This is a genomic window from Oligoflexus tunisiensis (assembly GCF_001748245.1).
GTDB lineage: Bacteria > Bdellovibrionota_B > Oligoflexia > Oligoflexales > Oligoflexaceae > Oligoflexus > Oligoflexus tunisiensis.
The window spans coordinates 3,369,308-3,393,908 of record NZ_BDFO01000001.1 but is presented as its reverse complement, the minus strand read 5'-3'; the positions used below and the strand labels follow the sequence as shown (position 1 = coordinate 3,393,908).

At 56.3% G+C, this 24,601-nt stretch carries 15 protein-coding genes; 9 read left to right on the top strand and 6 right to left on the bottom strand.

Features of this window, described 5'->3' with window-relative positions; all coding sequences use genetic code 11:
* Window positions 1-41: 41 nt before the first annotated feature.
* Entirely contained in the window at window positions 42-2,045 is a 2,004-nt protein-coding gene (locus tag OLTU_RS14210) for an AsmA family protein (RefSeq protein WP_141733429.1), read from the bottom strand.
* A 190-nt stretch (window positions 2,046-2,235) separates the two neighbouring features.
* Between OLTU_RS14210 and OLTU_RS31910 the strand changes: the two genes are divergently transcribed.
* The 3 genes from OLTU_RS31910 (at window position 2,236) to OLTU_RS14200 (ending at window position 5,278) form a co-directional block, all read left to right on the top strand.
* Window positions 2,236-2,907 carry a hypothetical protein gene (locus OLTU_RS31910; protein WP_218110036.1) on the top strand — a complete coding sequence of 224 codons (672 nt, stop codon included), beginning with the start codon at window positions 2,236-2,238 and terminating at the stop codon, window positions 2,905-2,907.
* Window positions 2,885-3,229 (top strand): response regulator, encoded by a 345-nt coding sequence (locus OLTU_RS14205; RefSeq protein WP_176736620.1) that lies wholly within the window; start codon window positions 2,885-2,887, stop codon window positions 3,227-3,229. The genes OLTU_RS31910 and OLTU_RS14205 overlap by 23 nt, the downstream gene beginning before the upstream one ends.
* A gap of 189 nt (window positions 3,230-3,418) precedes the next feature.
* On the top strand, window positions 3,419-5,278 hold the full coding sequence (locus OLTU_RS14200; RefSeq protein ID WP_141733427.1) for an RCC1 domain-containing protein: 1,860 nt from the start codon (window positions 3,419-3,421) through the stop codon (window positions 5,276-5,278).
* Between the two features lie 50 nt (window positions 5,279-5,328).
* On the opposite strand, the gene OLTU_RS14195 is transcribed toward OLTU_RS14200, so the two are convergent.
* The 3 genes from OLTU_RS14195 to OLTU_RS14185 form a co-directional block, all read right to left on the bottom strand.
* The gene (locus OLTU_RS14195) at window positions 5,329-5,781 is read right to left on the bottom strand and encodes a DUF421 domain-containing protein (protein WP_141733426.1); all 453 of its coding nucleotides are present in this window, start codon (window positions 5,779-5,781) and stop codon (window positions 5,329-5,331) included.
* 15 nt (window positions 5,782-5,796) lie between these two features.
* On the bottom strand, window positions 5,797-6,294 hold the full coding sequence (locus OLTU_RS14190) for a hypothetical protein (RefSeq protein ID WP_141733425.1): 498 nt from the start codon (window positions 6,292-6,294) through the stop codon (window positions 5,797-5,799).
* A 139-nt stretch (window positions 6,295-6,433) separates the two neighbouring features.
* Complete coding sequence (locus tag OLTU_RS14185; RefSeq protein WP_176736618.1) at window positions 6,434-9,082, bottom strand: 7TM diverse intracellular signaling domain-containing protein; 2,649 nt, start codon at window positions 9,080-9,082, stop codon at window positions 6,434-6,436.
* 168 nt (window positions 9,083-9,250) lie between these two features.
* Here OLTU_RS14185 and OLTU_RS14180 point away from each other — a divergent pair, with 168 nt between their 5' ends.
* Window positions 9,251-11,011 carry a translocation/assembly module TamB domain-containing protein gene (locus tag OLTU_RS14180; RefSeq protein ID WP_141733423.1) on the top strand — a complete coding sequence of 587 codons (1,761 nt, stop codon included), beginning with the start codon at window positions 9,251-9,253 and terminating at the stop codon, window positions 11,009-11,011.
* Here OLTU_RS14180 and ycaC read toward each other — a convergent pair.
* Window positions 10,977-11,654, bottom strand: a complete 678-nt coding sequence (gene ycaC, locus OLTU_RS14175) for an isochorismate family cysteine hydrolase YcaC (protein WP_141733422.1) — start codon at window positions 11,652-11,654, stop codon at window positions 10,977-10,979. The genes OLTU_RS14180 and ycaC overlap by 35 nt on opposite strands.
* Window positions 11,655-11,895: 241 nt before the next feature.
* On the opposite strand from ycaC, the gene OLTU_RS14170 reads away from it, so the two are divergent.
* Entirely contained in the window at window positions 11,896-12,744 is an 849-nt protein-coding gene (locus OLTU_RS14170; protein ID WP_176736617.1) for a zinc dependent phospholipase C family protein, read from the top strand.
* Here OLTU_RS14170 and OLTU_RS14165 read toward each other — a convergent pair.
* Window positions 12,741-14,012: a S8/S53 family peptidase gene (locus OLTU_RS14165; protein ID WP_141733420.1), complete on the bottom strand. Its 1,272-nt coding sequence runs from the start codon at window positions 14,010-14,012 to the stop codon at window positions 12,741-12,743. The genes OLTU_RS14170 and OLTU_RS14165 overlap by 4 nt on opposite strands.
* Before the next feature lie 149 nt (window positions 14,013-14,161).
* On the opposite strand from OLTU_RS14165, the gene OLTU_RS14160 reads away from it, so the two are divergent.
* The 4 genes from OLTU_RS14160 to OLTU_RS14145 all read left to right on the top strand — a co-directional run bounded on the left by OLTU_RS14160 (window position 14,162) and on the right by OLTU_RS14145 (window position 24,601).
* Window positions 14,162-15,292, top strand: a complete 1,131-nt coding sequence (locus OLTU_RS14160) for a metallophosphoesterase (RefSeq protein WP_176736616.1) — start codon at window positions 14,162-14,164, stop codon at window positions 15,290-15,292.
* The gene (locus OLTU_RS14155; protein WP_141733418.1) at window positions 15,289-16,332 is read left to right on the top strand and encodes an MBL fold metallo-hydrolase; all 1,044 of its coding nucleotides are present in this window, start codon (window positions 15,289-15,291) and stop codon (window positions 16,330-16,332) included. The genes OLTU_RS14160 and OLTU_RS14155 overlap by 4 nt, the downstream gene beginning before the upstream one ends.
* A gap of 177 nt (window positions 16,333-16,509) precedes the next feature.
* On the top strand, window positions 16,510-17,457 hold the full coding sequence (locus OLTU_RS14150; protein ID WP_218110035.1) for an alpha/beta hydrolase family protein: 948 nt from the start codon (window positions 16,510-16,512) through the stop codon (window positions 17,455-17,457).
* 430 nt (window positions 17,458-17,887) lie between these two features.
* Window positions 17,888-24,601 (top strand): type I polyketide synthase, encoded by a 6,714-nt coding sequence (locus OLTU_RS14145; RefSeq protein WP_141733416.1) that lies wholly within the window; start codon window positions 17,888-17,890, stop codon window positions 24,599-24,601.

The window sequence follows — 24,601 nt, the reverse complement described above, 5'->3', positions numbered from 1 at the left end:
CTCCCCACGCGAAGCGGAGTATCCAGTTTAACATAGGATTTCTATTGCCTCACTTTCTTTGATTCACCGCGTGAAAGTTTTGTGGCCTTCGCGGCCACCTCGTTAAGTTCCTGCACAACGCCTCGGCATTTGCCTTTCTCATCCAGACCGGTTTCGATCAAGGGAACCAGAGCGGCGATCGGATTGACCAATGCCCCGAGCGCGACAGCCAGTCCCGAACGGGTCAGCAGCTCATCCCGTTCCAGGCTCACTTCAATGTCATTCAGCGGGCCTTTGATTTCAATCGGGGACCGCAGACTGCCGACACTGAAATCATGCGGGTGCGCTTCCAGAACAAAGTCCACCTTGTTGCCGACCAGATTCACCTCCCCTTTGCCGATGATGCTGGTGTCCTTGGTGGAAATCAGAAAGGTTTTGGTTTTGATGACGCCGCCGCCGGCCTGAAACGCGGTCAGGGCACATTGGATTTCATAGAGAGGATGTTTCTTTATCCAGTTGCTGATGGTTTGCGAGACATCGATACCAAAGGCTTCGATCACCGTGCCGGACAAGGCCCCATCCTCGATGGCGAGTTCAATCGGACCTTTCACCGACTTGGCCAGCTCCATCGGCGTTTTGCCTGTCATCGTCAGATCCAATTGCCCGGTGAGCCGACCATGGGCCATCTCGGAAGGCTTGAGATCGAACACAGGAATCTCCTTGGCGACCGGAGCGAACAGAGTGGTCAGATCCACCCGTTTGGCCCCCATTTCGATCGAGACATCGAGAGGCAGCTTGCGGCCGTCCACCCGAATATGTCCTCCCACCTTGCCCGAGGCCACCGCGAACGTCATGGGTTCAACCCGCAGATGGCCATTATCCAGTTTCACCGTAACATCCCAGGCATGGATCGCCCGACCTGATTTTTCACCACGATAGTGATTCACGAGATAGCGCAGATCCACATCCACCACTTTCATGAGGGAATTGTCGATCACCTTATCCGAGAAATACTGCCCCGCTGGCTTCGGTGTTTCGTCCTCGGGCTTATAGCGTTGATCCGTTTGAAAGAGACCCGCCCAATCCTTTTGCACCGTCACCGGCGATTCCACCTTGCCGGAAATTTTCGGGCGTCTGGGTCGGAGATCGACATGCAGATCGCCGTTCACTTCGCTCGACCCGAGCTTCAAATCGATCTTATTAAAGTGGAAATTTTGAGGTTCCATGCGGGACTCAAAGGCCAGTTGCCAGGCCGGAACGGTGCCGATATTCAAATGCAGGATCTTTTTAATCTGTTCGATATTCGGACCTTTGGCCTTGACGGTAAAGTTGCCTGTGGAATTCGCAATGCGGACCCGGGCGTTGAGATCCAGCTCCTGTTGGCCGAGTTCGGCATGGAGACGCAGGGGAAAGGGTTGCGCTTCATCCTGGAAGGTTTCGAGGGTTCCTGTTTCCCCCTCAATTTTCCAGGGAAACTCATCGACGCTGCCGTGACCACTGAAGCGTGGGGTGGGATCCTTCTCAGGCGCCTGCATTTCAAATTTCTCAATGCTGACCTTGATCGGCTCCTTTTTTTCCAGGATATCATAGCGAAACTGGGCATCGGTGATGGCGGCCAGGTTTACAAAAATATCCGGCAGCTTTTCCAGGATTTCCGCGGGACTTTGCGCATCCTCCGTCGGCGGTTCCTCAGGCTTTTTCGTCTCCTTCAGATGAAGCCGCCCGTTATCCACCGTCAGAGTCTGGATCAGCAGCTGATCCTTGAAGAGCAGAGGCCAGGTGGCCACGCGGATCCGGGCCGGCCCGGTGCTGAAATTTTCCAGACCTGCATCCTTTTCGGCCATATGCATCTTGAATTTGCTGACCTCCAGGTCCAGGGAACGCCAGAGTTTGACGCGGATGCCATCAAGCTCATCAATGCGAACAGCTGTGTAACGCTCCACATTGCGTATCAGAAAATCCCGATGCCTGTTCCAGTCCACAAGGTTGATGATCAAAAAGACCGAAGCCACCAGGATGACAAAGACCGCCAGGATTCCTGAAATGATTTTAAGCAGAGTACGCATGGTTGTGATATCCTTCGCCGGGGAAATCCCGTGGGATCGATCCTACAACGCCCGCCTCCGACATAAAATGTTGGTAAATTAAGTCATTTCCGTCTCATTTTCCCTGCACCCGGCCTGGTACACCTGGCGTGCGCGCCCCTGCCACAGCTGCTTATGACTTGGTGCTAGCACGGAATTATGATTTTTTTCGATGAATCGCGGTTATCAGTGGAAATCGCAGAGTCGTATCCGCATTCTGTGCCCGCGGACGACTGCGGAGGACGCCATGAATGAGGAAAGGCATGAAAGACAGACCACATGCTTCCCACCCAAATCCTATCTTCTGAATCAGAAGGATCGCTTTGCATGGTTTTCACCGGAATGGAATGCGGAGTTGGAGGCCGTTTGGGAGAAACCATTCGACGTGAATCAATATCTCGGGCGGCATTTTTTTGACCTGCTTTCGGGTCCCAGTATACGCTTCATCTATCGTTCACTGTTTAAAATCGTCCGCCGGCCACACAGCGAACCCATGAGTCTGACCGTGCGATGTGATCATCATCCCCTCAAAGTTTTGCTGAGTCAGGAGCTTAACCACGAGGGGGAGAATTGGATCAAGGTTGAGTTGGCCTATGTGAGCTGCGAGATTCTGGAGGACACCGAACCCATGTTGCATTTTACCAGGGATAAACCTCTGAAAATGTGCAGCTGGTGTCAGGCGATTTTTGATGACGAGCATGTCGCCTGGTTGCCTCTCGAAAAGGCCCTGGGTTACTTTCCGCTGTTGCACGATGCCGAGATTCCCAGTATCACACACGGCTGTTGTCCGGTTTGTTTTCAATCGCTTCGAGGCAGGATTCATGAATATTCTCGTGGTGGATGATGATGCTGTCATGGTTGAACTGTTGCAATTCTTCCTGGAGGAGTGCGGCATGTCCGTCGTCACAGCCAACAGCCCTCCCGAGGCTTTGCCGCATCTGCAGGAAAAAAAAATTGATCTGGTGCTGTCGGACGCCGTGATGCCAGGCGGTGGTTACATACGTCTCTTAAATGACATTCAAAAGACCCAGCCCAATATCCCGGTGATTCTGATGTCGGGATATGGATCAACGGATCTCGATGTACCCTGCAATCAAACCCACGGTTTCTGGCGCAAAGGTGAAGCGATTGATGATCTTCTCAATATGGTCAAGGCCATGCATTGAATCACGGTCTCCCCTTTTTTTGCCCACCATGTTTAAAACTGACGCATGTATTCCGTGAAATGCAGTAAATTTGTGCCAAACGCCTAAAATCACAAAACATTCAAAGAAATCCGAAAAATAAAGCTCAACCATTCTAAATGAGTTATCTATACTCGCACTGCGAACACAACTTATCGAAAAAGGAAAGCAATGCAGATGCGATTTGCCTGGTTACTCATGTTTCTCTGTTTGACCCAACCATCCTTGGCTGCCACCGGCAGCCCCCCTGCGTCCACCCTTGCCGCTGGCGGTTATCACACCTGCTCACTCCGTAACAACCAGGTTTATTGCTGGGGATACGGTCTGCTCGGGCAGCTCGGCCAAGGCCAGCATGAAAATGAATCGCACGCTGTCCTCGTTCCCGGTCTGGGAATGGATGTGAAGCAGGTCGCGACCGGTGAGCTGCACTCCTGCGCTGTAAAAAAAACCGGTGAGGTGTACTGCTGGGGCTTCAGTTACACCGGAGCCACGGGCAATGGCGAGTCCCGGATGAACACCGGCTTTGGCTCTTACATGATCCCTTCCGCCACTCTCCGGCCATCGCGTGTGCAAGGACTGACAGGTGTGAAGATCACCCAGCTGGCCGCCGCGAAAGGTTCGACCTGCGGTCTGTCGACGACCGGCGACGTTTACTGCTGGGGCGCCGGCTCAGAATATCAATTGGGTGATCAAAAAGCCGGAATCACCAATCACTCGGGAACGGCACGCCGCGCGACCGCGCTGGGAGCCAAGGCCGAATCCATCCACGCCTCCGAAAATGGGTTTTGTGCGATCACGACGAATCAACAGCTTTTGTGCTGGGGTTTCGTGGTGGCAGCCACCCAGAAGAATTTCCCGATCACCAATGTCACCCCAAATCAGCTGACGGTGAAAAGCCTCGCTCTGGGGGATGCCCACTCCTGTTTCGTGGATGCCACGCAGCGGCTGTTCTGTATGGGAGACAACTGGTATCAACAGACCGGTCTGTCCGATACAGCCAGCAGCTGGACCCAGGTCGGCACCGAAAAGTGGCGGATGGTCGATACCTTCAAGAAAACCACCTGTGGCATCACAGCAAGCGGTCAGGTGAAATGCTGGGGTCTTTGTCTTTATGGCCTTTGCGGGGACACGAAAAAGAGCGTTCTCGTCACGCCACAGCAGGGGCAGGACGCCTTCCGTTTCAGTTCCATTACGCCCGTGACCATTCCTGGTCTCAGCAATGTGATTGATCTCGCGGTCGGCGCCCGGCATGCCTGTGCCATGATGAGTACCGGCGCCATCAAATGCTGGGGCAGTGGCTTCCTCGGCCAGCTGGGTCAGGGCAGCAGCCGGCAATCGGCCACCCCAATTGCTGTCAACTTTGCCAATTCAACCGATGCCGCCGCCTGGTGGAGTGACATGGACATGACGCCCAGCCGCGTGCAGGACGCTCTGGATGATCTTGAGGTCTGGGCGCAGCAGGAAAGCCGCAAGTCGATTTATTATTCGAAATCGCTGGTCGCCCTGCCGCTCGCGTCGAATCTGTATGCGATCAACAAGAGCAACTATAACAACATCTACGGCTTTGGGTACTTTCACTGGGTTCTGCGTAAATCCGCAAAGTTTCTCGAGCTCCTGTATCCCGATCGCGCGGTGACTGTTCTGCGCGTGAATACGAACTATCCGTATTCCAATCCGCACGGGCAGGAGGATGCCCACGATAAAGGTCTCGACGTCGATATGGGTTACATCCTGGAAAACCCGGATGATCCGACCTCACCGATCGATCTGGAGGCCCAGTTCTGGTTCACCTACATGATGTATAGCGAAGCCGCGAAGGTGACAGGCCATCGTTACTCCGGTTTCTCCTATATCCATGAGCTGGAGTCCTATCTCCACAAGGCCAAGGGCGAACAGATGGTCGACAGTCGCTTCACGTTTACCAAGATGATGGATCCCTGGGAGTTCTACCACGTCTCCCATTTCCACTTTGGTATCAATCCCTGTACAGGGACAATTCAGGCCACTTCCGAAGGCCCGCGTTGTCGTTGATAAATCCCGCTTCCGGAGGGTGGCCCCCAGGTCACCCTCTTCTTTTTTTCCTAAGTGCGGGCCTCCTGGGGAACTATCGAAATTCCACCATGACACTCCAGAATGGCGAACTTGATTTGGTCCATGCTTTCGAGGCCATGCGTCTCCCGCGCCGAGGCCAGGATATCATCCTCGTCGATGCGGGCGGCCGCCATCCGATCCCTGATGGGTTTGCCATTTTCCACGATTAAAACCGGACGACTGTTCAGGATGTGATTGAAACGCGGCAGGCGAAAACCGATCACGGATAACAGAATATCGAGCGACACCAGAGTGATCACAATTAAAAAGGAATTGGTCAGTGAGTTGTCGTTCTGATTCAACGCGCTTTGCACCGTTTCACTGATGATCAGCAGAAGCACGAAATCAAAACTGGTGGTTTCAGCCAGACTGCGTTTGCCGGCGATGCGGAAAATAAGCCAGACGAAGAAATAAGTAATCGTGCCGCGTATAATGCTGTCCATGGTCCTTGCGTCCCTTTACGGATAGACAAACTGCCGAAAGGCGTAACCTTCTGCGCCATTCACAAAAATACGGCCTTCGAGGCGTCCCATTTCCTGCGGTTCCAGACTCCACAGGATGGTCGTGGGTTCACCGGTATGGGTCGCTGTAAACCAGAACAGGGTTTGATCTCCATGCGCGCTCGACTCGGGTGCCGGAGTAATGTGTTCAATACGAAATTTGTGGAGATACGTGTTCGGAAAGGCCACCGCGATCACACCGGGCTCGCCATGGATGGGAGGAATTTCAAGTTTCAGGGTCGTAAGGTCGTGACGATGCAGGAAACGATCATACTGCAGGTGAAACTGCTTCCCCCTGAGTTCCGCCTGACTGAGGACGCCCTTGCCAAACACGCCCAGAGAGGCTGCCAGCAGGATAATGCCCATGCAGGCCCAGCCTACCCTTTCGAACAGGAATTCCCGCTTTTGAAAGCCCGGATCCGATAAAGTATCAAGCGTCGTTTTGATTTCAGACATAGTTCACCACCTGCCGTGGATCAATGCATTTTTCATGCTAGTCCCACCCACCCAGGTTTTGTAGGAAGGCGAGGGTTTCCGCCTGGCTGTGCGCGCCAGACCTTCAGAATGGGTGAAGGTTGCGTGTAGGAGGGACTCCTCAGGCCGCCTGATTTGCCACGTGGCGTTCGATCTCAATCTGCAGGGAGGTGCCTTGACCGGGATCCGTTTCCAGATGGATACGACCGCCGAGTTCGCGGACGGCCTGGATAATACCTTCCAAACCCACACCACGTCCGGCTTCCATGGTAATCATGTCCTGCGTGCTATGCCCGCCGCGACTGACCAGCTCCACCAGTTCCAGCCAGTTCAGACGACTCAGCGCCGCTCCGGAGGGACCGCCGGCCGCGCGGGCCTTGCTTTCCCAGTGCTGCCGATCAAAACCACGTCCATCATCACGACAGGTGATCATAAGGCCTTGCGGGGATTCACTGAATTCAAGCAGGATCGAACCCACGGGGTCCTTGCCCCGCGCGCGGCGATCCTCATCCATGCCATGGACAATGGCATTGCGAAGGATATGGACGAGAAATTCGAGGGCCTTTTCCTCCTGCTGCGAACGCACGCGCACCTCATGGCCGCGCACTTCGATTCGCACCGGGCGGTTGAGCCTTTGCGCCAAAAGCTGGCAATTTTCAATGATGGGCTGCACGAACGTTCGGACCGGTTTGGCGACCACATTTTGAATCCAGCCCGCCACATCCTCCTGTAATCCGGAATCGTTGCGCCGTTCGACAAGAACCTCCAGCTCCTGCAACTGCGCAGCTGTCACCCGCGCCTCCAGCTGTGGGGTGGAGCCCCAAGGTGTCTTCAGTATGCTGGCGTGAGCGTCGAGAAAATGCTGGAAAAGATGTTCGATGGACTGGATATCCGTCGCGTTGAGCGCATGACATTCCTCGAGCTGATGCAGGCGCCTGGCGACCTGGGTCAGGCCGAAAACCGTGCTATTGCCTTTCAGGGTATGCAGCAGAAACGCCTGTTCGCGTGGATCCGTGCTCACCTTCAGACGCGCTATGAAATCATGGCTATGATTGATGAACTGGCGGAAGGCTTCGAGGTCCTGCAGGATTTTGATAAGCAGGCGATGCCGCCGTGATTCGCGCGTTTTGCGTTTCAATTCCGTCACGTCGAGTATGGTCAAAAGAAGCGTTTTGATTCGCCCCTCTTCATCCCGCAGAGCCTTGCATTCAAGCCGCAGGGCGCGCGGACCCAGGCGGATCTGTGAGGGCAGTTGAGCCAGGGAAACCTCGGTGGGCATCAGGTCGCTGAAGATCTGTTCCCAGGCGAGAGTCCAGGTTTTCCGTGCCACCGGATTCAACTGCAGAAGATTCACAAAGGGTTGCCCTTCCACGAGGTTCTGCCCCAGGAGCTGATGACAGGAGCGGGAGAAGCCTTTGACGATATTGCCCTCGCGATTGACGATGACAAAGCCACTGGCCACATTATCCAGTATGGTGCGGATGGTTTCGGTGCGTTCCGCCACCAGCGCTTCCACGTGGGTCAGATGATTCTGCAGTTCCTGGTTCAGACGGCGGATCACGCCATCCGCCTGGGCCCGAATAAACTGCACACGGTCCCCGATCGCCAGCGACATCAGAAGCCCCTGAATCACAACGCTCACGAAGTTTCCGTATTGAATCACATGGGGGACGTGATAGATGCCGAGCAGGTTCAAGGTGAGAAAGATATTCGCACCCAAAAACGTGACAGAAGCGAGCAGATAGTAAGCGGCTGGCTGATAACCACGCAGGATGGCCGCGACACAGGCCACGATGAGCGAGAAGGACCCCACCCCGACGCTGGCACTCATGAAGCGCGCTTGCTGATCAAAATCCAGGACCAGGCCGGCCATCAGAGGCATGAGGGTGAAGATCAGAAGACACTGGAAAAAGCGCAGAAAGTTCGGAAGTATTTTCTTCATGGAGAGGAAGGCGATCGTGACAAGGACGGAAAGGCAGCTGGTGAAGGTGCCGATCGTAACATAGCCTTCATTATCGAGCCAGACGGCCCACTCCGGTTTCACCAGATAAGGCCAGACATTCTGCATCGACATCTGCAGAAGGATCATGCTCAGCAGAAAGGCACTGTAGTAACTGTAGGTCCGGCTGCGTAGGGAAAAAGCCAGAAAACTGTTATAGATGAAGAGCGCCAGGAGGAAACCAAACAGGGCGCTCAGGAACGCCGTATCCAGGAAACGATGGCCGCGAAAGCCCGCTTCATGCCAAAGGTGAAGCGAGAGTATGTTGGGCCCCTGGGATGCGGAGCGCAGATAATAAATGTTTTCACCAGGCCAGGCTGTGAGCGCGAAGGCCGGCCTGCGGAAGGCATAGGGATCCGGCCGCGACACGCTGCGGTCGCCCCGATGGTCGGCCAGCAATTGGCCGTTTGGATCCTTTTGATAGAAGCTGATAAAATCCGTCAGCGCATAGCCACTTTCCAAAACCAGAGCTCGAGGCCGCGGCTCGGGATTGTGAATCACAAAGCGCAGCCAGATTTCGCCCTTGAGGTGGGACGGACCGGGGATATCTTTCGCGGAAGGCATAAAGTTGCCATCGTGTTGCCCTGTGACCATCACCGCAGGATCCATCGGCGTCCTGGTATTGACCCAAAAAGCCACCTGTCCACCCAGGAAAAATCCTTCGTTATCCTGAACTCTACTGAGATCGATGATGGGAAATTGAGACAGAGCAAGGGCCCTGGCCTGACCCAGCGTCAGCCAAAGAGCAAGCAGAATAAGAAGTCTGCGCATGAAAAATTCCTCGCCTTCGCAGTTATCATCGGCCATTCCCGAGGAAAGTTGATGCAGTAACGCCATGCCGCCCGAGTAGGTTTTCACCTACATCTAGGCACCAGGCCGCAAATTTTCTATAAGCGAAAGGAAGCGCGTTGCTTCCCCGTACCACGATGAGGCGGAGCCATGAGGCGTTGGGGTAAAATTCTTGCCGTTGTCCTGCTGGTATTAGGCGGGCTGGAAATCGCGTGGATCATCGCGGCCAATCGTTACCTCGAAAACCAGGAATTCAAGGATCTTCTGCAAAAAGGAGGCACGCGATTCGCCTATGAAAAGGCTTCCTCGTACCTGCCGGGTCATATTCATGTCAAAGGTTTGACGTTCGAGGATGAACGCACGCGTATGGAGTTGCCGGAGGCCCGACTGCAGATCAGTCTTCTGGCTTTGGCCGGCAAGCGCATCATCATTTGGTCTGCCAACGGCAGGGGCGGATCCCTGGCCTTTCAGCCCGGAGAGCCGTCGGCGGAAGGCGACGCGGGAGCCGACCGCGGCACGCCGCCTCCCACCTCGGACACCGAGGATAGAAGCTGGCCTGTGTACTTTCAGGAATTGACCTTTAGAAATCTGCAGAGTCTCAAGGTGGGAGCCTTCGCCGCCCAGGGTTCCATCGACGTCTCGGCTGAACTGCAAATCGCCGCCGAGGACAAGGTCCGAATTCGGGACGGAACTCTCGAGCTTCGTCAGGTGCAAACCCACTGGAAGGAGCAGAAGCTCGCCCACATTGAAAAGCTGGAGGGTCGCTTTGAACTCGATCCCTTTCGGGCCAAGGATGAGCTTCTGCGCAAGCTTTCCCTGGATCTCAGAGGCCAGGCGGAGCTGGAACAGGGTGAGGTTCTGCAGAGTTTTATCGTCGATGCGCCCTGGCTCCGGATCAAAGGTTTGAATCTGCAGAGCAGCGGTCGGATCGTTCTCAATCAGGGACAGCTGGGTCCGGCCACGGAGCTCGTTTTTGAGTCACCCCACATGGAGACCGAACTCTGGAAGGAAACGGTGCGCGGGCTGGGAAAACTGACTCTTGCTGTGGACGACCGCGTGCAATTGGAACTTTCCATACCGGCCTTCAGCATCGATCACGAAGCGAACGGCCACCGGGATGTCAGCGGCCGGGATCTGAACCTGAAACTGGTGGCTGATGACCGTGATGTCCTAAGCCGTGATCGCGCGTGGCACGCGGCGCTCGTTCTACCGGAAAGCACTGTTCATGATCTTCGCTATTTTAACCATTTTCTGCCCAAGGGCCTGGGGTTTGAATTCCGCTCCGGTGAAGGCAAGGTTGCCTTGCATTTGGATTCCGCCAACACGCAGGGCAATTTCATACGCGTGGACGCTCCTGCCGCGCTGGTGAGCTATGAGAACCGGGATTTTTACGGAAGCATTCATCAGGAACTGAATATTGCCACCATCGATTTCGTGCAGGAAGGCTTCACGGTCCCGACCGGCCTTTTGAAGCTGAATGTGCGCCCGGGTGGCAAGGATTCCCAGGAGGAACCCTGGGTGGGTCAGCTCCAGCTCCAGCAGGGTCGCGTGCAGGTGACACCGTCCCGCTTTGAAGGCACGTTCCAGCTGCACGCCGCTGACCTGAGGCCCATCCTTTGGATCTTTGATCCCAAATCAAAACTCCCCGACTGGTCCCGCAAGCTTTTTCGCGATGATAAGCTGGAAGCGCAGTTTCATCTGAAAGCCGATGAATCGAGCTATGCCATCGATCATTTCAAAGCGGAAACTTCCGATCTGAAACTGGAAGCCTGGTATCAGGGCACCCCGGAGCACAAACGCGGCAAGCTCTTTCTGCGTTATGGATCCCTCACGGCAGGCATCGGGGTGCAGGACGATGACTACAAACTTCAACTCCTCAGTTCACGTGAATGGTTTCAGAACCGACAGTAGGTGCTCGACGGTCCTGCCCCTTGGCAGGCATGCGGGCATAAAAGCTGGTCATGAGATTTCTGTAGTCCGGGATGTGGCTGGAAAAAAGTGCGGCCAGACCTTCCACATCGTTGCGCCAGTCACGATGAAGCTCGCAGGCCATGCCGAACCAGGTCATCAGTTGCGCTCCGGCTGCTGACACGCGATTCCATGCTGATTGGCGTGTGACCTCATCGAAAGTTCCCGATGCATCGGTGGCAACAAAGACTTGATACCCATCTTCGATGGCCGACAGTGCGGGAAAGGCAACGCAGACTTCGGTAACGACACCGGCAATGATGAGCTGCCTTTTGCCCGTTGCCTTAACGGCTTGAACGAAGTCTTCATTGTCCCATGCATTGATTTGCCCTGGCCGTGCGATATAGGGCGCATCCGGAAAGGTCTGCTTGAGTTCTGGCACCAGAGGGCCGTTGGGGCCATCCTCGAAACTTGTCGTTAGAATGGTGGGGAGTTTGAAATATTTGGCGAGGTCAGCGAGGGCCAGAACATTGTTCTTAAACTTGTCGGGCTCGATGTCCCGCACCAGCGAGAGCAAACCCGCCTGATGATCGACCAGCAGGACAGCGACGTTGTTCTTATCGAGACGGACGTAGGAATTTCCCATGGTCAACACTCCTTTCGGTTTTTCCCGCTTAGGATAACTCGACGGCTGGGTTTTGTCATTTTGTGCGCCGCTGGCAGATTCCCCCATGGCAGCACCAGGAGAACCTCCCACTCCTAAGCGACGTGCACAGTTGGTGCCAAAGCCCTGTCCCCCATTCTTTTCGAAAAATTTATTGGTCAGCGCAGCGTCTCCCGGCTATGGTCTCGCCAAGACAATCACAAGACGGAAAGGAACTCGCATCATGCGTCTATTCTTCAGTATCCTGGCCACGCTCGGCCTGGGGGTATCCAGCTCGCTCTTTGCTTCCGGCATGACCCTGCACATCTGGATGGCGGAAAAGGCCGCCAATGAATACGTTCATATCCCTGAGCTGCGGGCCTTTCTGCAGGAGCAGTCAGCTGCCTATAAAAACGGGTCCATCTTTCCTGACTCCGGGTACGCCGCCGGTCATGCCTTCGGCGAATATTCCCACTGGGATCACTTCCTCAATTCCTATTATGCCGTGATTGATGAACGTTGCCCTGACCTCAGCAGCGGCGCCTGCCGCAAGGCTTTCGCGCATATGCTGGGATCCCTGGCGCACAGCATCGGTGATGTGAATTTCGATCGGCATTTCGTAACGGCGGAAGCGCACCATGATCACGGCGGGGATATCGGCACGGCGCAGAGTTATACCGATCCCGGTTGTGATTTCCTGGCCATTCTTGAACATAAACGCGGCTTTAAAATTCCGGATCTGAACCTGCCTACAGCGGAACTCCTCGCCGCTTTTGATCGCGGTGGTCAGGTATCCGTGACGGCCGAGGATATGAACAAAGGCGCGGCCATTCAAAAACTTGCTCTGGTCGGCGAACCTTTGGGCAGTCCGTTCACATATCTCTATTACAAGGCGAAAATGCCCTGGGGTTCCAAAAACTATGTGCACGCGCGCGGCGGGGTGAATGATACCGCACGACGCATCGCCCATGCCTGGGAGCTGGTCTGGGTGCGCTACCATCGCGGCGAATCCCCCGAAGGTCTGTTTGATTCCGTCGGAGGCTGGCCTTATGTGGACTTTTATATAGCGGATGAACTTCTGGAGAACTTTTAAGGAACCGGCCGCCCGCGACCCCATTCGCTCGCGGGATGCCCTTCCCGATCCGCTTTTTGCAGGGTTTCCTGATAAACCGCCCGCCTTGAAGCGGCACGGCTTTCGTCCGGATAAAGTGCCCGGCGCTGCTCCAGATGCAGAGCCAGCCACGCGGTGATCTGAGGCGCGGCGAAGGAGCTGCCTGATTCAAAGGTTCCTGTCGAAGGGCTGAAAAGTCCCTCGGCCGGCACCGCCAGCGTCCGCTCCTGAACCGGAATCACCGCACCGGGTATGGTCGCGGTCAGAGCCAGGTCCTGAGCAAAAAGCGCGAGGTTGAGAGCCAGAACTTCGAGGCCAATCGGCTCCGCTTCCTGATACATCTCCCGAATCAACTTCAAATCATACGAGGTGAGCGTCGCCACCGGTCCCAGACCTTTTTCCACGCGACGACTCGTGAGTGTTCCAAAAAGATCGGTGCCGGTGTTGCCAAGGGATTTCACGAAAAGTCCCGTGCGGGTCCAGCGCCGCAGGCTGTCCTTGAACGCAGTCTCGACTTTTTTGGTTACAGGATCTTCGGGAAAGGCGCGGCTCATATTGATGATATCGACATCATTCCGATCGGCAAGGTGCTGCATCGCGGCACTGTAGGATTTGCCATCCGCCGCCACGGGAATGATGTGCGCTTCAGGCGCCAGCTGCAGAATGATATCAATCACGGTATTCCCATGGGAAAGTTCCACAGGGCGGCCAAAGATTAGAGGCTCAGCAATCCTGGCCTTGGGATGGAGACGTCTCTGTTCCTCGATGCGGGCGTTTTCAAAAACATCGAAGACCACAATCCGAATCCCCTGCCCTTTCCATTGCGCCTGGAGCGGAGCCAAACCCAAGCCGGCAAAGCCCGGATGAAGCCGCAGGACGTAGTCGGTGATGGCCTTTTGGAAGTCCCGAAGAGCCTCACGGCAGCGATCGAATTCCGGCCGCAAGGATTTTTGCTCCGTCGGGCTCAGGCCCTCAAACAGAATCGCTGAAAGACTCAGATACTCATCCAGCCGCGTGCTCCACTGCGCCAGATTCTGATCTTCAAACAGCGTCTGGATCACAGCCTGGTCCGGTTCAGCCGGCAGAGCCTGGTACGCGGGAATCAGCGCCTTGATTTCCGGATCGGCTTCAAATCCATTGATACGCTCCAGCCCTTGCAGAGCCTCGAACCAGGCGGCTTCCCCCGCCCACAGAACCGGCATAAGCAGCATATTGAGCAGGATTAAACTCAAACGGATCAAGGTTTTCATGGGCTGTTCCTCGGAAAGTGGCTCTGCCCAGGTGATAGCATGAAAGAATGCGGAAGAAAACCTCAGCCTGAGCGGTACCCCAGCCCCTGCCCTCGACGCGCCCGAAAAAAACGCTTACTATGCCGGAGGATAGCAGCGGAGTTCCTGTCATGCGGCGTTTCCTTAATCCCTTTGTCCTTGTCCTGACTGGTCTTCTGGCCTCTGGATATCTGTATTTGGCCCTGCGGCTGTTCGAAAGCCTGCCGGCCCGGCTGGTCTTTCTCCTGCCCTTTTTGTGCATCTGGGTGATTCCGGTTTTCTTTTGGAGTCGCGACAAGGAATCCCATACCAACCGCGATGACTTCGTCCAGGGACTCGCCTATGTCTGCATGGGCTGGTTGAATTTCCTGCTGGTGCTGACCCTTGGCCGTGACCTCCTGCTGCTGGTTACCTATGGGACCGTTTCCCAGGAATGGCGAGCCCTCCTGATGGATCCGGGTTCCGAGGTCGTGGTGATCGGATCCGTGCTGGCCCTGGGGCTCGGCATGCTGATCGCCTGGCGTGGGCCGCGGTTGGTGGAAATCGATGTGCCCGTGGAAAATTTGGATCCGCGCCTGGAAGGACTCCGTATCGCGCAGATCAGCGACCTGCACGTGAGCTTTATCATTCGCCGCCGTTATGTTCAAAGTGTGGTGGACAAGGTCAATGAGCTGAAAGCGGATCTGGTGGTGCTGACCGGCGATATCGTCGATGGATCCGTGCATAAACTCAAATCCTACGTGGAACCTCTTGCTGCTCTTGCACCGGCGGCGCACCGTTATCTGATACTCGGCAATCATGAATATTATTCCGGCGTGCGAGCCTGGGTGGAACACTTCCGTTCCCTGGGTTTGCAGGTGCTTCTGAATGAATATCGCAGCATCGAACATAAGGGTGCTCTGCTGCATCTCGGGGGTGTGGTGGATCCCGCCGCTTCGGGGAGTGGCGAAGGACCACGACCGGACAAGGCTCTGGGCCCCGAGGGTTTGCGCATCCTGCTTGCGCATAATCCGAAGCTCGCCGCGCCGGCCGCGCCGCTCGGTTTTGATCTGATGCTGTCCGGGCACACCCACGCGGGACAGTTTTATCCCTGGAATCTCGCCGTTCGACTGGTGCATGCGCCGCATGTTGCCGGATTGTCACGCGAAGGCAAAATGTGGGTGTATGTGAATCCCGGAACCGGCAGCTGGGGTCCTCCGATTCGTCTCGGCACGCGACCGGAGTTGACTCTGATCCGCCTTGTGAGGGCACAACCGGCATGAGATGCGTCTGGATCTGGCTCTTCTTTTCCATCATACTGGGCTGTCGCACAAGGCACCATGAAGGTCCCCCTTCGGATCATTTCGATGGCTCGCGTTTTTTTCAACCTGGTGGGATGGAGCCCAAAAACATATTCTCCGTTCTGCGCTGGCGTTTCCTCGGGGATCGTGAGGATTGGCCGGAATCCGTTGCCAATACCGAGACACCGGAGCTGCCGGATAAAGTGCAGGACGGCGAGGTTTTCCTCACCTTTGTCAATCAGGCGACCCTGCTCATTCAGCTTCCTGGGTTGAACATACTCACCGATCCCATCTGGTCCGAGCGGGTCAGTCCGGTGAGCTGGGCCGGCCCCAAACGCGTGCGGCCACCGGGTTTGCCCTATGAAAAACTACCCCCGATTCATGTCGTCCTTGTGTCCCACAATCACTACGATCATCTCGATTTGCCCACGCTTCAACGTCTCGCGCGGGATCATCACCCGCAGATTTTTGTGCCACTGGGCGATAAAACCTGGCTGGAGAAGGAAGGCGTCACCCATGTGCGGGAGCTGGACTGGGGACAATCCGTGGTTCTGTCTCCCGCCGTGAAGTTGATTTTTACGCCGAGCCAGCACTGGTCCGCGCGCGGTCTCTTCGATCGCAATCGCAGCCTCTGGGGTTCGTATCTTTTGGAGTTTGGCGAACAAAGGATCTACTTCGCCGGCGATACAGGATATGGACCGCACTTCAGGAACATTCAGAAGGACTATGGCAAGGTCTGGCTCGCCCTTTTGCCTATCGGTGCTTACGAACCTCGCTGGTTTATGCAGCCGGCCCACATCAATCCTGCCGAAGCTGTGCAGGCGCATGAGGACCTTGGCGCCAGGCTGAGCCTTGGCATCCACTATGGGACCTGGCAGCTCTCCGATGAAGGCATCGATCAGCCCATTGTGGATTTGAATGCCGCCTTGCAGAACAAGGGACTGCCGCGTACAGTGTTCGAGCCAGCGCTTGTGGGCAAAACGTATCGCCTGCGTCCAGGAGATCCAGCCGAAGGGGGATAAGGCATGCCGACCGTTCCCTTGTTATTTATTCTTTACCTTATCGCGGTCACATCCTGTGCCACAGTCCCTTGCCAATGGGAGGCTCTTTATCAAAAATCCTCTCACTGCGAGAATGGAGTCTGTCCTCCTGATCCCCCCATGGAAGGTCCGGGGTCTCCGGTCTCCCCGCATAACACTGTGCGACGCTCGGTGCTCCATGAAGATTCCAACCATCCTTTGCATAGTGTTATTTATGAACCGCATGATCCCAAGCCGGAAAAGGCCCCGGTCGTTCTCTTTCTGCACGGCTATTTCGGTGCTGATCCCGCCGCTTATGAGCTGATGCTGAGGCACATCGCACGCAAAGGTTTCATCGTGATCTATCCTGGTTACGGCCATCCTCTGCGTCCTCAGGCATGGGCGGACAATGCCGCGAATGCTTTGAATCATGCTCTTGAATTTTTGGAACAGGGTGATCATGTCAGGCCGGATCGCAAGCGGGTCGGGTTTGTTGGCCATTCGATTGGCGCAATCCTCGCTTTGCATCTGGCCCAGAAGAATGCGGCCGCAGTTCAGTCCTTCCTTCCACAGCCGCGTGTGATCATCACTTTGGATGCCGCCGGCATCACCTCACTCGCCTGGCCGTTTATATCTATAGATAAGGATAGACTGAGGCGACTACCCGACGAGACCTGGCTTCTTTTGGTTATGGCGGAAGAGTCTTATCAAATGCGACTGCAAGACCCGCATCACTGCCAGACCGATGAGATTCCACCGGGAAAATACTGCAATGCCTTTACCGTGAATCGTCTCGCCTACCGGCAGACGCCGCAGATTCCCGATGCCCGAAAAGCGGCGGTCATGATTCCCAGTGATCAGGAAGGCGATGTGGAGCTGCGCTCGGAACATAATGCGGTGCAGGCCGACTGCGGTTTCCTGGGCGAGCCTATCAATGCCGTGGATTATTGGGGCTACTGGAAGCTGACTGTTGGGGCCCTGGCCCATGTCCTGCTTGGCGATCCCGATGATTATGCCTTTTCCGATACCAGGCTGCGGCGGGCCTTTGGCACCTGGAGCACCGGTCGACCCGCACGACCCATTGCAGGCCTGGATCGCTGTCTCCAGGAAGGCAAATGCCCACAGTGACTCGCGCTTTTGTATCAATCCCTACATAAAGTTCGGTATTGATCCGGAAGCCTTTCCCCGTGATATGCTGCCGGCACCTGCATCCAACCGCAACGTGGGATGGATTTCCCCGTCCTTACGCCTCCGCGTCATGTCCTGACACCTTGCCCTTTTCGTCCCCCAAACGAATGAATGATTTCTCCTGTCATAAAACACAGACAGAGACCAACCTTCTCTGCCCATGATATTTTTCCGAAACCTTCATAATCAACGCCAGCACGGACTTGTCGTCGTGAGTTCAGAAAAAGTTAACTGCGTTCCTCTCAGGAAGCTTTTATACCGGAGGTTAGCCGATCAATGATTTTTTTCATTCAAACAGATACCGTGCGTGCATACTCCCGGCTCAAGCGGAGCGTCGTTGTGCAACGCGAGAACTGAAGGTGGTCTTCCTATGATAACTCCTGCAATCGTTGGCGTGTCTCCTTTCGAAACTCCGGATGTAGGACTGGTGGAAACCCTGGGTCAGTCCGGTGCGTTCGGGGTTCTCGATTTAGGACGGGATACGGCAAGCGGGCGGCAGGCGCTGGCCGCGTTGCAGGGAAAACGCCGAGCCTCCTATGGCGTGCGCATCAGCTGCCTTGCGGCTTTCACACCCACGGATCTGAATGAACGCATCACGACTTTGATTCTCGATGCCGCGGATCTTTTAGCCCAGGATGATCCGGCCGCGGTTCTCGCTGCCTGGCGTCCGCTGGCTTCTGCGAAAGGCACCCGAGCCATCTGGGTTCAGGTCTGTTCCCTGAAAGAGGCCAGGGCTCTCTTGTCGGTGGCGCAACCGGATGGATTGATCGCCAAGGGTGCGGAAAGCGGAGGGCGGGTCGGCCTGACCTCGAGCCTGATCCTGATGCAGGAACTTCGTTCGCTTGGACTTCCCTTCTGGGTGCAGGGCGGCATCGGACGGCATGCAGCGGCGGCTGCGTTTGCGGCGGGAGCCTCGGCCGTGGTGCTCGATTCCCAGCTGGCCCTGCTGAAGGAAAGTCAGGTGCCCGAGGCCTTGAAAAAAATCATTCAGCATTTTGAAGGCACGGAAACCCGCATCATGCATCAACATCAGGTGGTGAGCCGGCCGGATCTTAAGGTTCCGCAGGAACATGAAATCGATGCAGCAGCCTTTCTGCAAAGTCTCGGCCTGCATGCAGCGCAGCCGATCCTCCCGGCCGGGCAGGATCTTTGTCTCGCGCGTCCATTCGCGGAACGTTTCGGTCATGTCGCGGCCATGGTTCAATCACTCCAGCGTTCTGTGCGCGGGCATCTGCGGCAGGCGAAGGCTCTATCATTCCTGCGCCCCGAGGGGCCCATGGCCCAGGCCTATGGCACCCGTTATCCCCTGGCCCAGGGACCGATGACCCGGGTCAGTGATCGCGCGGAATTTATCAAGGCCGTTTCTGATAACGGAGCCCTGCCCTTCGTGGCCTTGTCGCTCATGGGAAAACAGGCCTGCCGTGAACTTCTCGAAACCACGCAAAAGAAATTGGGATCGCAGCCCTGGGGCGTCGGCATCCTCGGTTTTGTCTCCGAGGAATTACGCCAGGAACAGCTGGACGTTTTAAAGGACTTCCGACCGTCCGCGGTTCTGATAGCCGGCGGTCGTCCGGCTCAGGCGGATTTTTTTGAACAGAAAGGCATTCGCTGCTTTTTGCATGTGCCATCGCCTGGTCTTTTGCAGCAGTTTCTAAAGGATGGGGCGCGGCGCTTTGTATTTGAAGGACGCGAATGCGGTGGCCATGTGGGACCGCGTTATAGTTTCGTTCTCTGGGAAACGCAGATTGAAATTCTGCTGCAATCCTCCTGCGTCGATGAACTGGAAATTTTCTTTGCCGGCGGTTTGCATGATGCCGTCTCCGGCGCGATGCTCGCAGCGATGACAGCTCCCCTTGCGGCGCGCGGAGCCAAAATTGGAGCGCTCCTGGGCTCTGCCTATCTCTTTACTGAAGAGGCAGTTCAAACCGGAGCCATCCTGCAAAAATTCCAGGACGAAGCCGTGCGCTGCACGGAAACCGCCCTGCTGGAAACGGCACCGGGTCATGCGATCCGTTGTGCGGAAACCCGTTTTGTGCAGACTTTCCATGATTATAAAAATGCCCTGCGCGCTCGCAAGGATCCCAAACAGGTCTGGGCGGAGCTTGAGGAATTGAACGTCGGACGTCTGCGCATAGCCTCCAAAGGTTTGGAACGTCAGGGGGATAAACTCGTCACGGTGGATCCGGAGCGGCAGGACGCGGAAGGTCTTTACATGCTCGGTCAGGTGGCTCAGCTGCGCGACACGATTTGCAGCATGCGCGAACTCCATGAGGACCTGACCCGTGGTGCCACCGATCGGATCGCGGGTCTTGAGCTGACAGAAGTTCCGAGGCGAGAACCGGCGGATATTGCCATCATCGGCATGGCCTGTATTTTCCCGGGCGCCCGCGATATTGAAAGTTACTGGCGCAATATTCTGACCGGAGCGGACTTGATCACCGAAGTTCCGGAAAGCCGCTGGAAGGCGTCCACCTATTTTGATCCCAAGGCGCAGGATACGGGCAAGTCCCTCTCGAAGTGGGGCGGCTTTATTGATGAGACGGAATTCGATCCTTTGGAATTCGGCATTCCGCCCAACTCGATGGGAGCCATTGAACCCACGCAGCTGCTGAGCCTGAAAGTGGCCAAACGCGCGCTTGAGGACGCCGGTTATCAGCAGCGTTCCTTTGATCGCGAGCGGACGTCGGTGATCTTTGGTGCCGAAGCCGGCACGGATCTTTCATCCGCTTATGGATTCCGCGCGCAATTTCCCATGTATGCCGGTCCCATTCCGCCGGAACTCGATGCGCACCTGCCGAGCCTGACCGAGGATTCCTTTCCCGGGGTTCTGGCCAATGTCATCTCAGGTCGCATCGCCAATCGCCTGGACCTGGGCGGATCCAATTATACGGTCGATGCCGCCTGTGCTTCCTCGCTGGCCGCGCTGGATCTGGCCATCAAGGAACTGACGGAAGGCGAGAGCGAGATGGTGCTCTGCGGGGGCGCCGATCTGCATAATAGCATCAACGATTACCTCATGTTTTCCAGTGTCAAAGCCCTGTCACCGACCGGCAAATCGCATCCTTTCGCGGCCGATGGCGATGGCATCGTCATCGCCGAAGGCGTGGCGGTGATCGTCTTGAAACGCCTGCCGGACGCGATTCGCGATGGCGATCGCATCTACTCGGTCGTGAAGGCGATCGGTTCGTCCAGTGATGGCAAGAGCCTCGGTCTGACCGCCCCACGCAAGGAAGGTCAGATGCGTGCGCTGTATCGCGCTTATGAACGGGCCGGTTTGAATCCCACTGAGATCGAACTGGTGGAAGCCCACGGCACCGGAACGGTGGTCGGTGATCGCACGGAACTGGAAACACTGAGTACGGTCTTCTTTGAATCCGGAGCCTTGAATCGGCAGTGTGCCCTGGGTTCCGTGAAATCGCAAATCGGTCACACGAAGTGTGCGGCGGGCCTGGCCGGTGTGATCAAAACCAGTCTGGCCCTTTATCATGGCATTCTGCCCCCGACCCTGCATGTGCAGGAGCCCAATCCCTATTATCGGCCGTCGGCCAACCCCTTCTATTTCAGTTCCGTGGCCCTTCCCTGGGTCCGCAAGGAAAGGAAGGCGGCCGTCAGTGCCTTTGGTTTCGGCGGCACGAACTTTCATGCGGTGCTGACCTCCCATGCAGAGCCCGAGCCTACGTTGCCCGCATCCCAGGGTCGCGCGGCGGAACTCTTCCTCTTTGCGGACAAGGAGCAGATGCGGCTGCTTAAGGATATACTGCAAAATCATCCCGAGCTGCATTTCTCGCGACTCGCCTATACGCAGGCGCAGCTCGCGCGGAATCATGTAACCGTGGCTCTGGTGGCACGGAATGCGCAGGATCTTTTGCAAAAGATCGAGCATGCGCTCAGCACCGAGGATTCCACGCCAGCCCAGGGCATCTTTGTGCGCCAGCGTGAAAATTTTGAAGGTAAAATCGCCATTCTCTTTTCAGGCCAGGGCAGTCAGAGCCTGAATATGGGGGCCGAGATTTTCACCAGCTTTCCGCAGCTGCGCTCCTATCTTGAACTCGGCACTCCGTGGCTGCCGCGGATTTTCCCCAAGGGAGTCGTGCCACAGTCGGAAGAGGACCTGAAGAAAACCAGCTGCGCGCAGCCTGCGCTCGGCATCGTGGAAATGGCGTTTTACGAACTCCTGCGAAGCATGGGGCTGGAAGCCGACATGTTCGCCGGTCACAGCTATGGTGAACTCACCGCGCTTTTTGCTGCGGGCTGTCTCTCGGCGGAGCAGTTGATTCAATTGAGTGAAGCGCGGGCCCGAGCCATTGAAACGGCCGCTGCCGGACAGAAGGGTTCCATGGCCGCAGTGGCCGCGGATTATGCCACGGTCCTGCAGGCCATCACGGGTCTCGATGTTTCCATCGCCAATCACAATGCGCCCCAGCAGGTGGTGATTGCCGGACTGGATGCCGATATCGAAGCTGCTCTGATTTCACTGAAAGCCCAGGGCCTGGCCGCGAAAAAAATCCCAGTGGCCTGCGCATTTCATAGTCCGCTGCTGGCCGCTGCGGAAACGCTGTTTGCCGCCTCGCTGGAAGAGGAGACGATCGGCGCTCCGCAGAAACCCATATATTCGAATACCACGGCCGCCCCACATGAGCCGGCCACCCTGAAAAAAATGTACGCCGCCCAGATCGTGCGGCCCGTGCAATTCGTGCGGCAGATCGAACGCATGCATCAGGATGGAGCCCGACTTTTCCTCGAAGTCGGTCCAGGTTCCGTGCTGAAGGATCTGGTGGGACGGATTTTAGGAGACCACCCGCATCAGGCTCGGGCCATGGGGCAGAGAGGCAACAGCCTCGAACAGTTTTTGAAACTGGTGGCGGAACTTATCAGCCTCGGGCTCCCGCTGCAAACCGATATCCTCTTCGCGCAGCGGCAGCTCGAAGTCTATGACTTTGATGTTTGGGCTCAGAAAAAACCGAGCCCCACACTGTGGCTGGTGAACGGCCACCTGGCCCGACCGCGCGTCGGTGTCATTCCCAAAGGCGCACTCAAACCCGGCGAATTCCAACTGAATCTTACACGCTTGACCCAGGGAGCCGAAATGAATCACGACCATGGACGCATCGAGACCCGCGAAAGCATTGTGAAGGAATATTTGCAATCGATGCGGCAGCTCGTCGAAAGTCAAAAGCAGGTGATGCTGCAATATCTGGGCGCGGAGCAGCCGCGGACTTTACCTGCCATGGAAGCCAGTCCGGTGCGTGAAACCCAGCCGGCCCTGAAAGTCGTGAACGCTATGGTGGCGCCAGCCCCTGCTGTTGAAATCAAAGTGGAACCGATGGCGCGCGATATCCCTGCCACCGTCCTGCAGGTCGTCAGTCAGAAGACGGGTTATCCCAGTGATATGCTCGACCTCGATCAGGATCTGGAAGCCGACCTGAGTATCGACTCGATCAAACGATTCGAAATTATCGCCGACCTCGGTGACATCCTGGGTCACAGTCGGGATCAGCTCGAAAAGCTGGCCGCGATGAAAACCTTGCGGCAGATGATTCAGGCTCTGGAATCGCAGCAAAAACCGGTAGCCGTGCCGGTCCCTGCTCCAGCTCCGTCCCCGGCTCCCGAACCACTTGAAACCAAACTGAGCTCTGATCAGAATGTGCGCCAGTATCTGATCCGGGTGGAAGAGGTTCCGCTGAAACTTCAGATTGAGCCGAGTCCATCCCTCAGCGGCCGACGCATCGCCATTCTTAAGGACAGCAAAGGCATCGCGCAACCTTTGGCCGGATTTCTCAGTGAAGCCGGTGCGCAGGTGAAACTCGTTTCCGTCGGCGATGAAGCGCCTTCGGATGCGGAAGCGGTCGATGGCCTCGTGCTGCTTTCGCTGCTCGATGAGTGGGGCTCGAATCCCACGGAAGTCTTCAAGACCTTGCAGCAGGCCTGTCGTCGCAATGTGCACACCATTATCGGCGTCACTGGCCGCGGTGGAGCCTTCGGTCATGATGGTCAGGCCGAAAACATTCATCAGGGCAAGGGCATGTCCGGCCTTTTCAAAAGTCTCGCCAAGGAATACGCCGATAAACTCGTGAAGGTGATCGACTTCGATCCTCGTGAACAGCCGGCTCTGATCGCGCGGCAGATCTTTCAGGAACTCCTGGCCGGTGATCCTCTCGTGGAGGTCGGTTATGTCGGTGATGTGCGGCGGCAGCTGGTCTGCGTGCCGCTGCTCACCGAACTCGGCGAGGAAACTCTTTCCCTCGACAAAAATTCGGTCATCCTCATGCTCGGCGGGGCGCGTGGGATTGCGGCTCAGGTCGCGGTGAAACTGGCGGAACAGTATGGCTGTCGCTTTGAAATCGTCGGCCGTTCCCCCCTGCCGGATGAGGAAAGTCCCGAAACGGCCCGCATCCCGGATCTGCAGGGACTCAAGGCCCACTTTGTCGTGAACAAGACCTTTAAAAAACCGGCTGAAATCGAAGCCGCCTGTCGTCGCATCATGCAGAATCGCGAAATGCAGGCGACGGTGCAAAAACTCAAGGCCCTGGGTTCGGGCCTGCGCTATCACTGCTTCGATGTGCGGGACAAGGATAGCCTGGAAGCTTTGATTGATCGACTCTATGTCGAAGGACGCATTGATGGTGTCATCCACGCAGCCGGTGTGCTGAGTGATTCCCTGATTCTCGATAAAACCCCGGAGGCGTTCACACGGGTTTTTGAAACCAAGGTGAACCCTGCGGAAGTTCTGGAAGCGAAACTGCAAAGCGATGTGAAGTTCGTGGCCTTGTTTTCCAGCGTGTCCGGTTGTTTCGGCAACCGGGGCCAGACCGATTACGCCGCCGCCAACTGCGCGCTGGATCATGTGGCCCGCAGTCTGGGCCGCAAGGTGAAAGGCCGCACGCTGTCCATTAACTGGGGACCCTGGGCCGGCACCGGCATGGTCACCGCGGATCTTGAAAATGAATACCGACGCCGCGGCATCGGTCTCATTCCGCCCCAGGTCGGCACCCAGCGCTTCCTTGATGAACTCCGTTATGGACGCCACGAGACCCGGCAGGTCGTGATCATGAACGGCTCGCCAGAAAGTTTTGGTTTCTCATGA

What these genes read in the sequence shown, in the direction of transcription:
- OLTU_RS14145 (WP_141733416.1), top strand. Translation starts at nt 17,888, where the DNA reads ATGATAACTCCTGCAATCGTTGGCGTGTCTCCTTTCGAAACTCCGGAT.
- ycaC (WP_141733422.1), bottom strand. Translation starts at nt 11,654, where the DNA reads ATGGGAAATTCCTACGTCCGTCTCGATAAGAACAACGTCGCTGTCCTG.
- OLTU_RS14190 (WP_141733425.1), bottom strand. Translation starts at nt 6,294, where the DNA reads ATGTCTGAAATCAAAACGACGCTTGATACTTTATCGGATCCGGGCTTT.
- OLTU_RS14165 (WP_141733420.1), bottom strand. Translation starts at nt 14,012, where the DNA reads ATGAAAACCTTGATCCGTTTGAGTTTAATCCTGCTCAATATGCTGCTT.
- OLTU_RS14155 (WP_141733418.1), top strand. Translation starts at nt 15,289, where the DNA reads ATGAGATGCGTCTGGATCTGGCTCTTCTTTTCCATCATACTGGGCTGT.
- OLTU_RS14205 (WP_176736620.1), top strand. Translation starts at nt 2,885, where the DNA reads ATGAATATTCTCGTGGTGGATGATGATGCTGTCATGGTTGAACTGTTG.
- OLTU_RS14210 (WP_141733429.1), bottom strand. Translation starts at nt 2,045, where the DNA reads ATGCGTACTCTGCTTAAAATCATTTCAGGAATCCTGGCGGTCTTTGTC.
- OLTU_RS14185 (WP_176736618.1), bottom strand. Translation starts at nt 9,082, where the DNA reads ATGCGCAGACTTCTTATTCTGCTTGCTCTTTGGCTGACGCTGGGTCAG.
- OLTU_RS14195 (WP_141733426.1), bottom strand. Translation starts at nt 5,781, where the DNA reads ATGGACAGCATTATACGCGGCACGATTACTTATTTCTTCGTCTGGCTT.
- OLTU_RS14180 (WP_141733423.1), top strand. Translation starts at nt 9,251, where the DNA reads ATGAGGCGTTGGGGTAAAATTCTTGCCGTTGTCCTGCTGGTATTAGGC.
- OLTU_RS14200 (WP_141733427.1), top strand. Translation starts at nt 3,419, where the DNA reads ATGCAGATGCGATTTGCCTGGTTACTCATGTTTCTCTGTTTGACCCAA.
- OLTU_RS14170 (WP_176736617.1), top strand. Translation starts at nt 11,896, where the DNA reads ATGCGTCTATTCTTCAGTATCCTGGCCACGCTCGGCCTGGGGGTATCC.
- OLTU_RS31910 (WP_218110036.1), top strand. Translation starts at nt 2,236, where the DNA reads ATGAATCGCGGTTATCAGTGGAAATCGCAGAGTCGTATCCGCATTCTG.
- OLTU_RS14160 (WP_176736616.1), top strand. Translation starts at nt 14,162, where the DNA reads ATGCGGCGTTTCCTTAATCCCTTTGTCCTTGTCCTGACTGGTCTTCTG.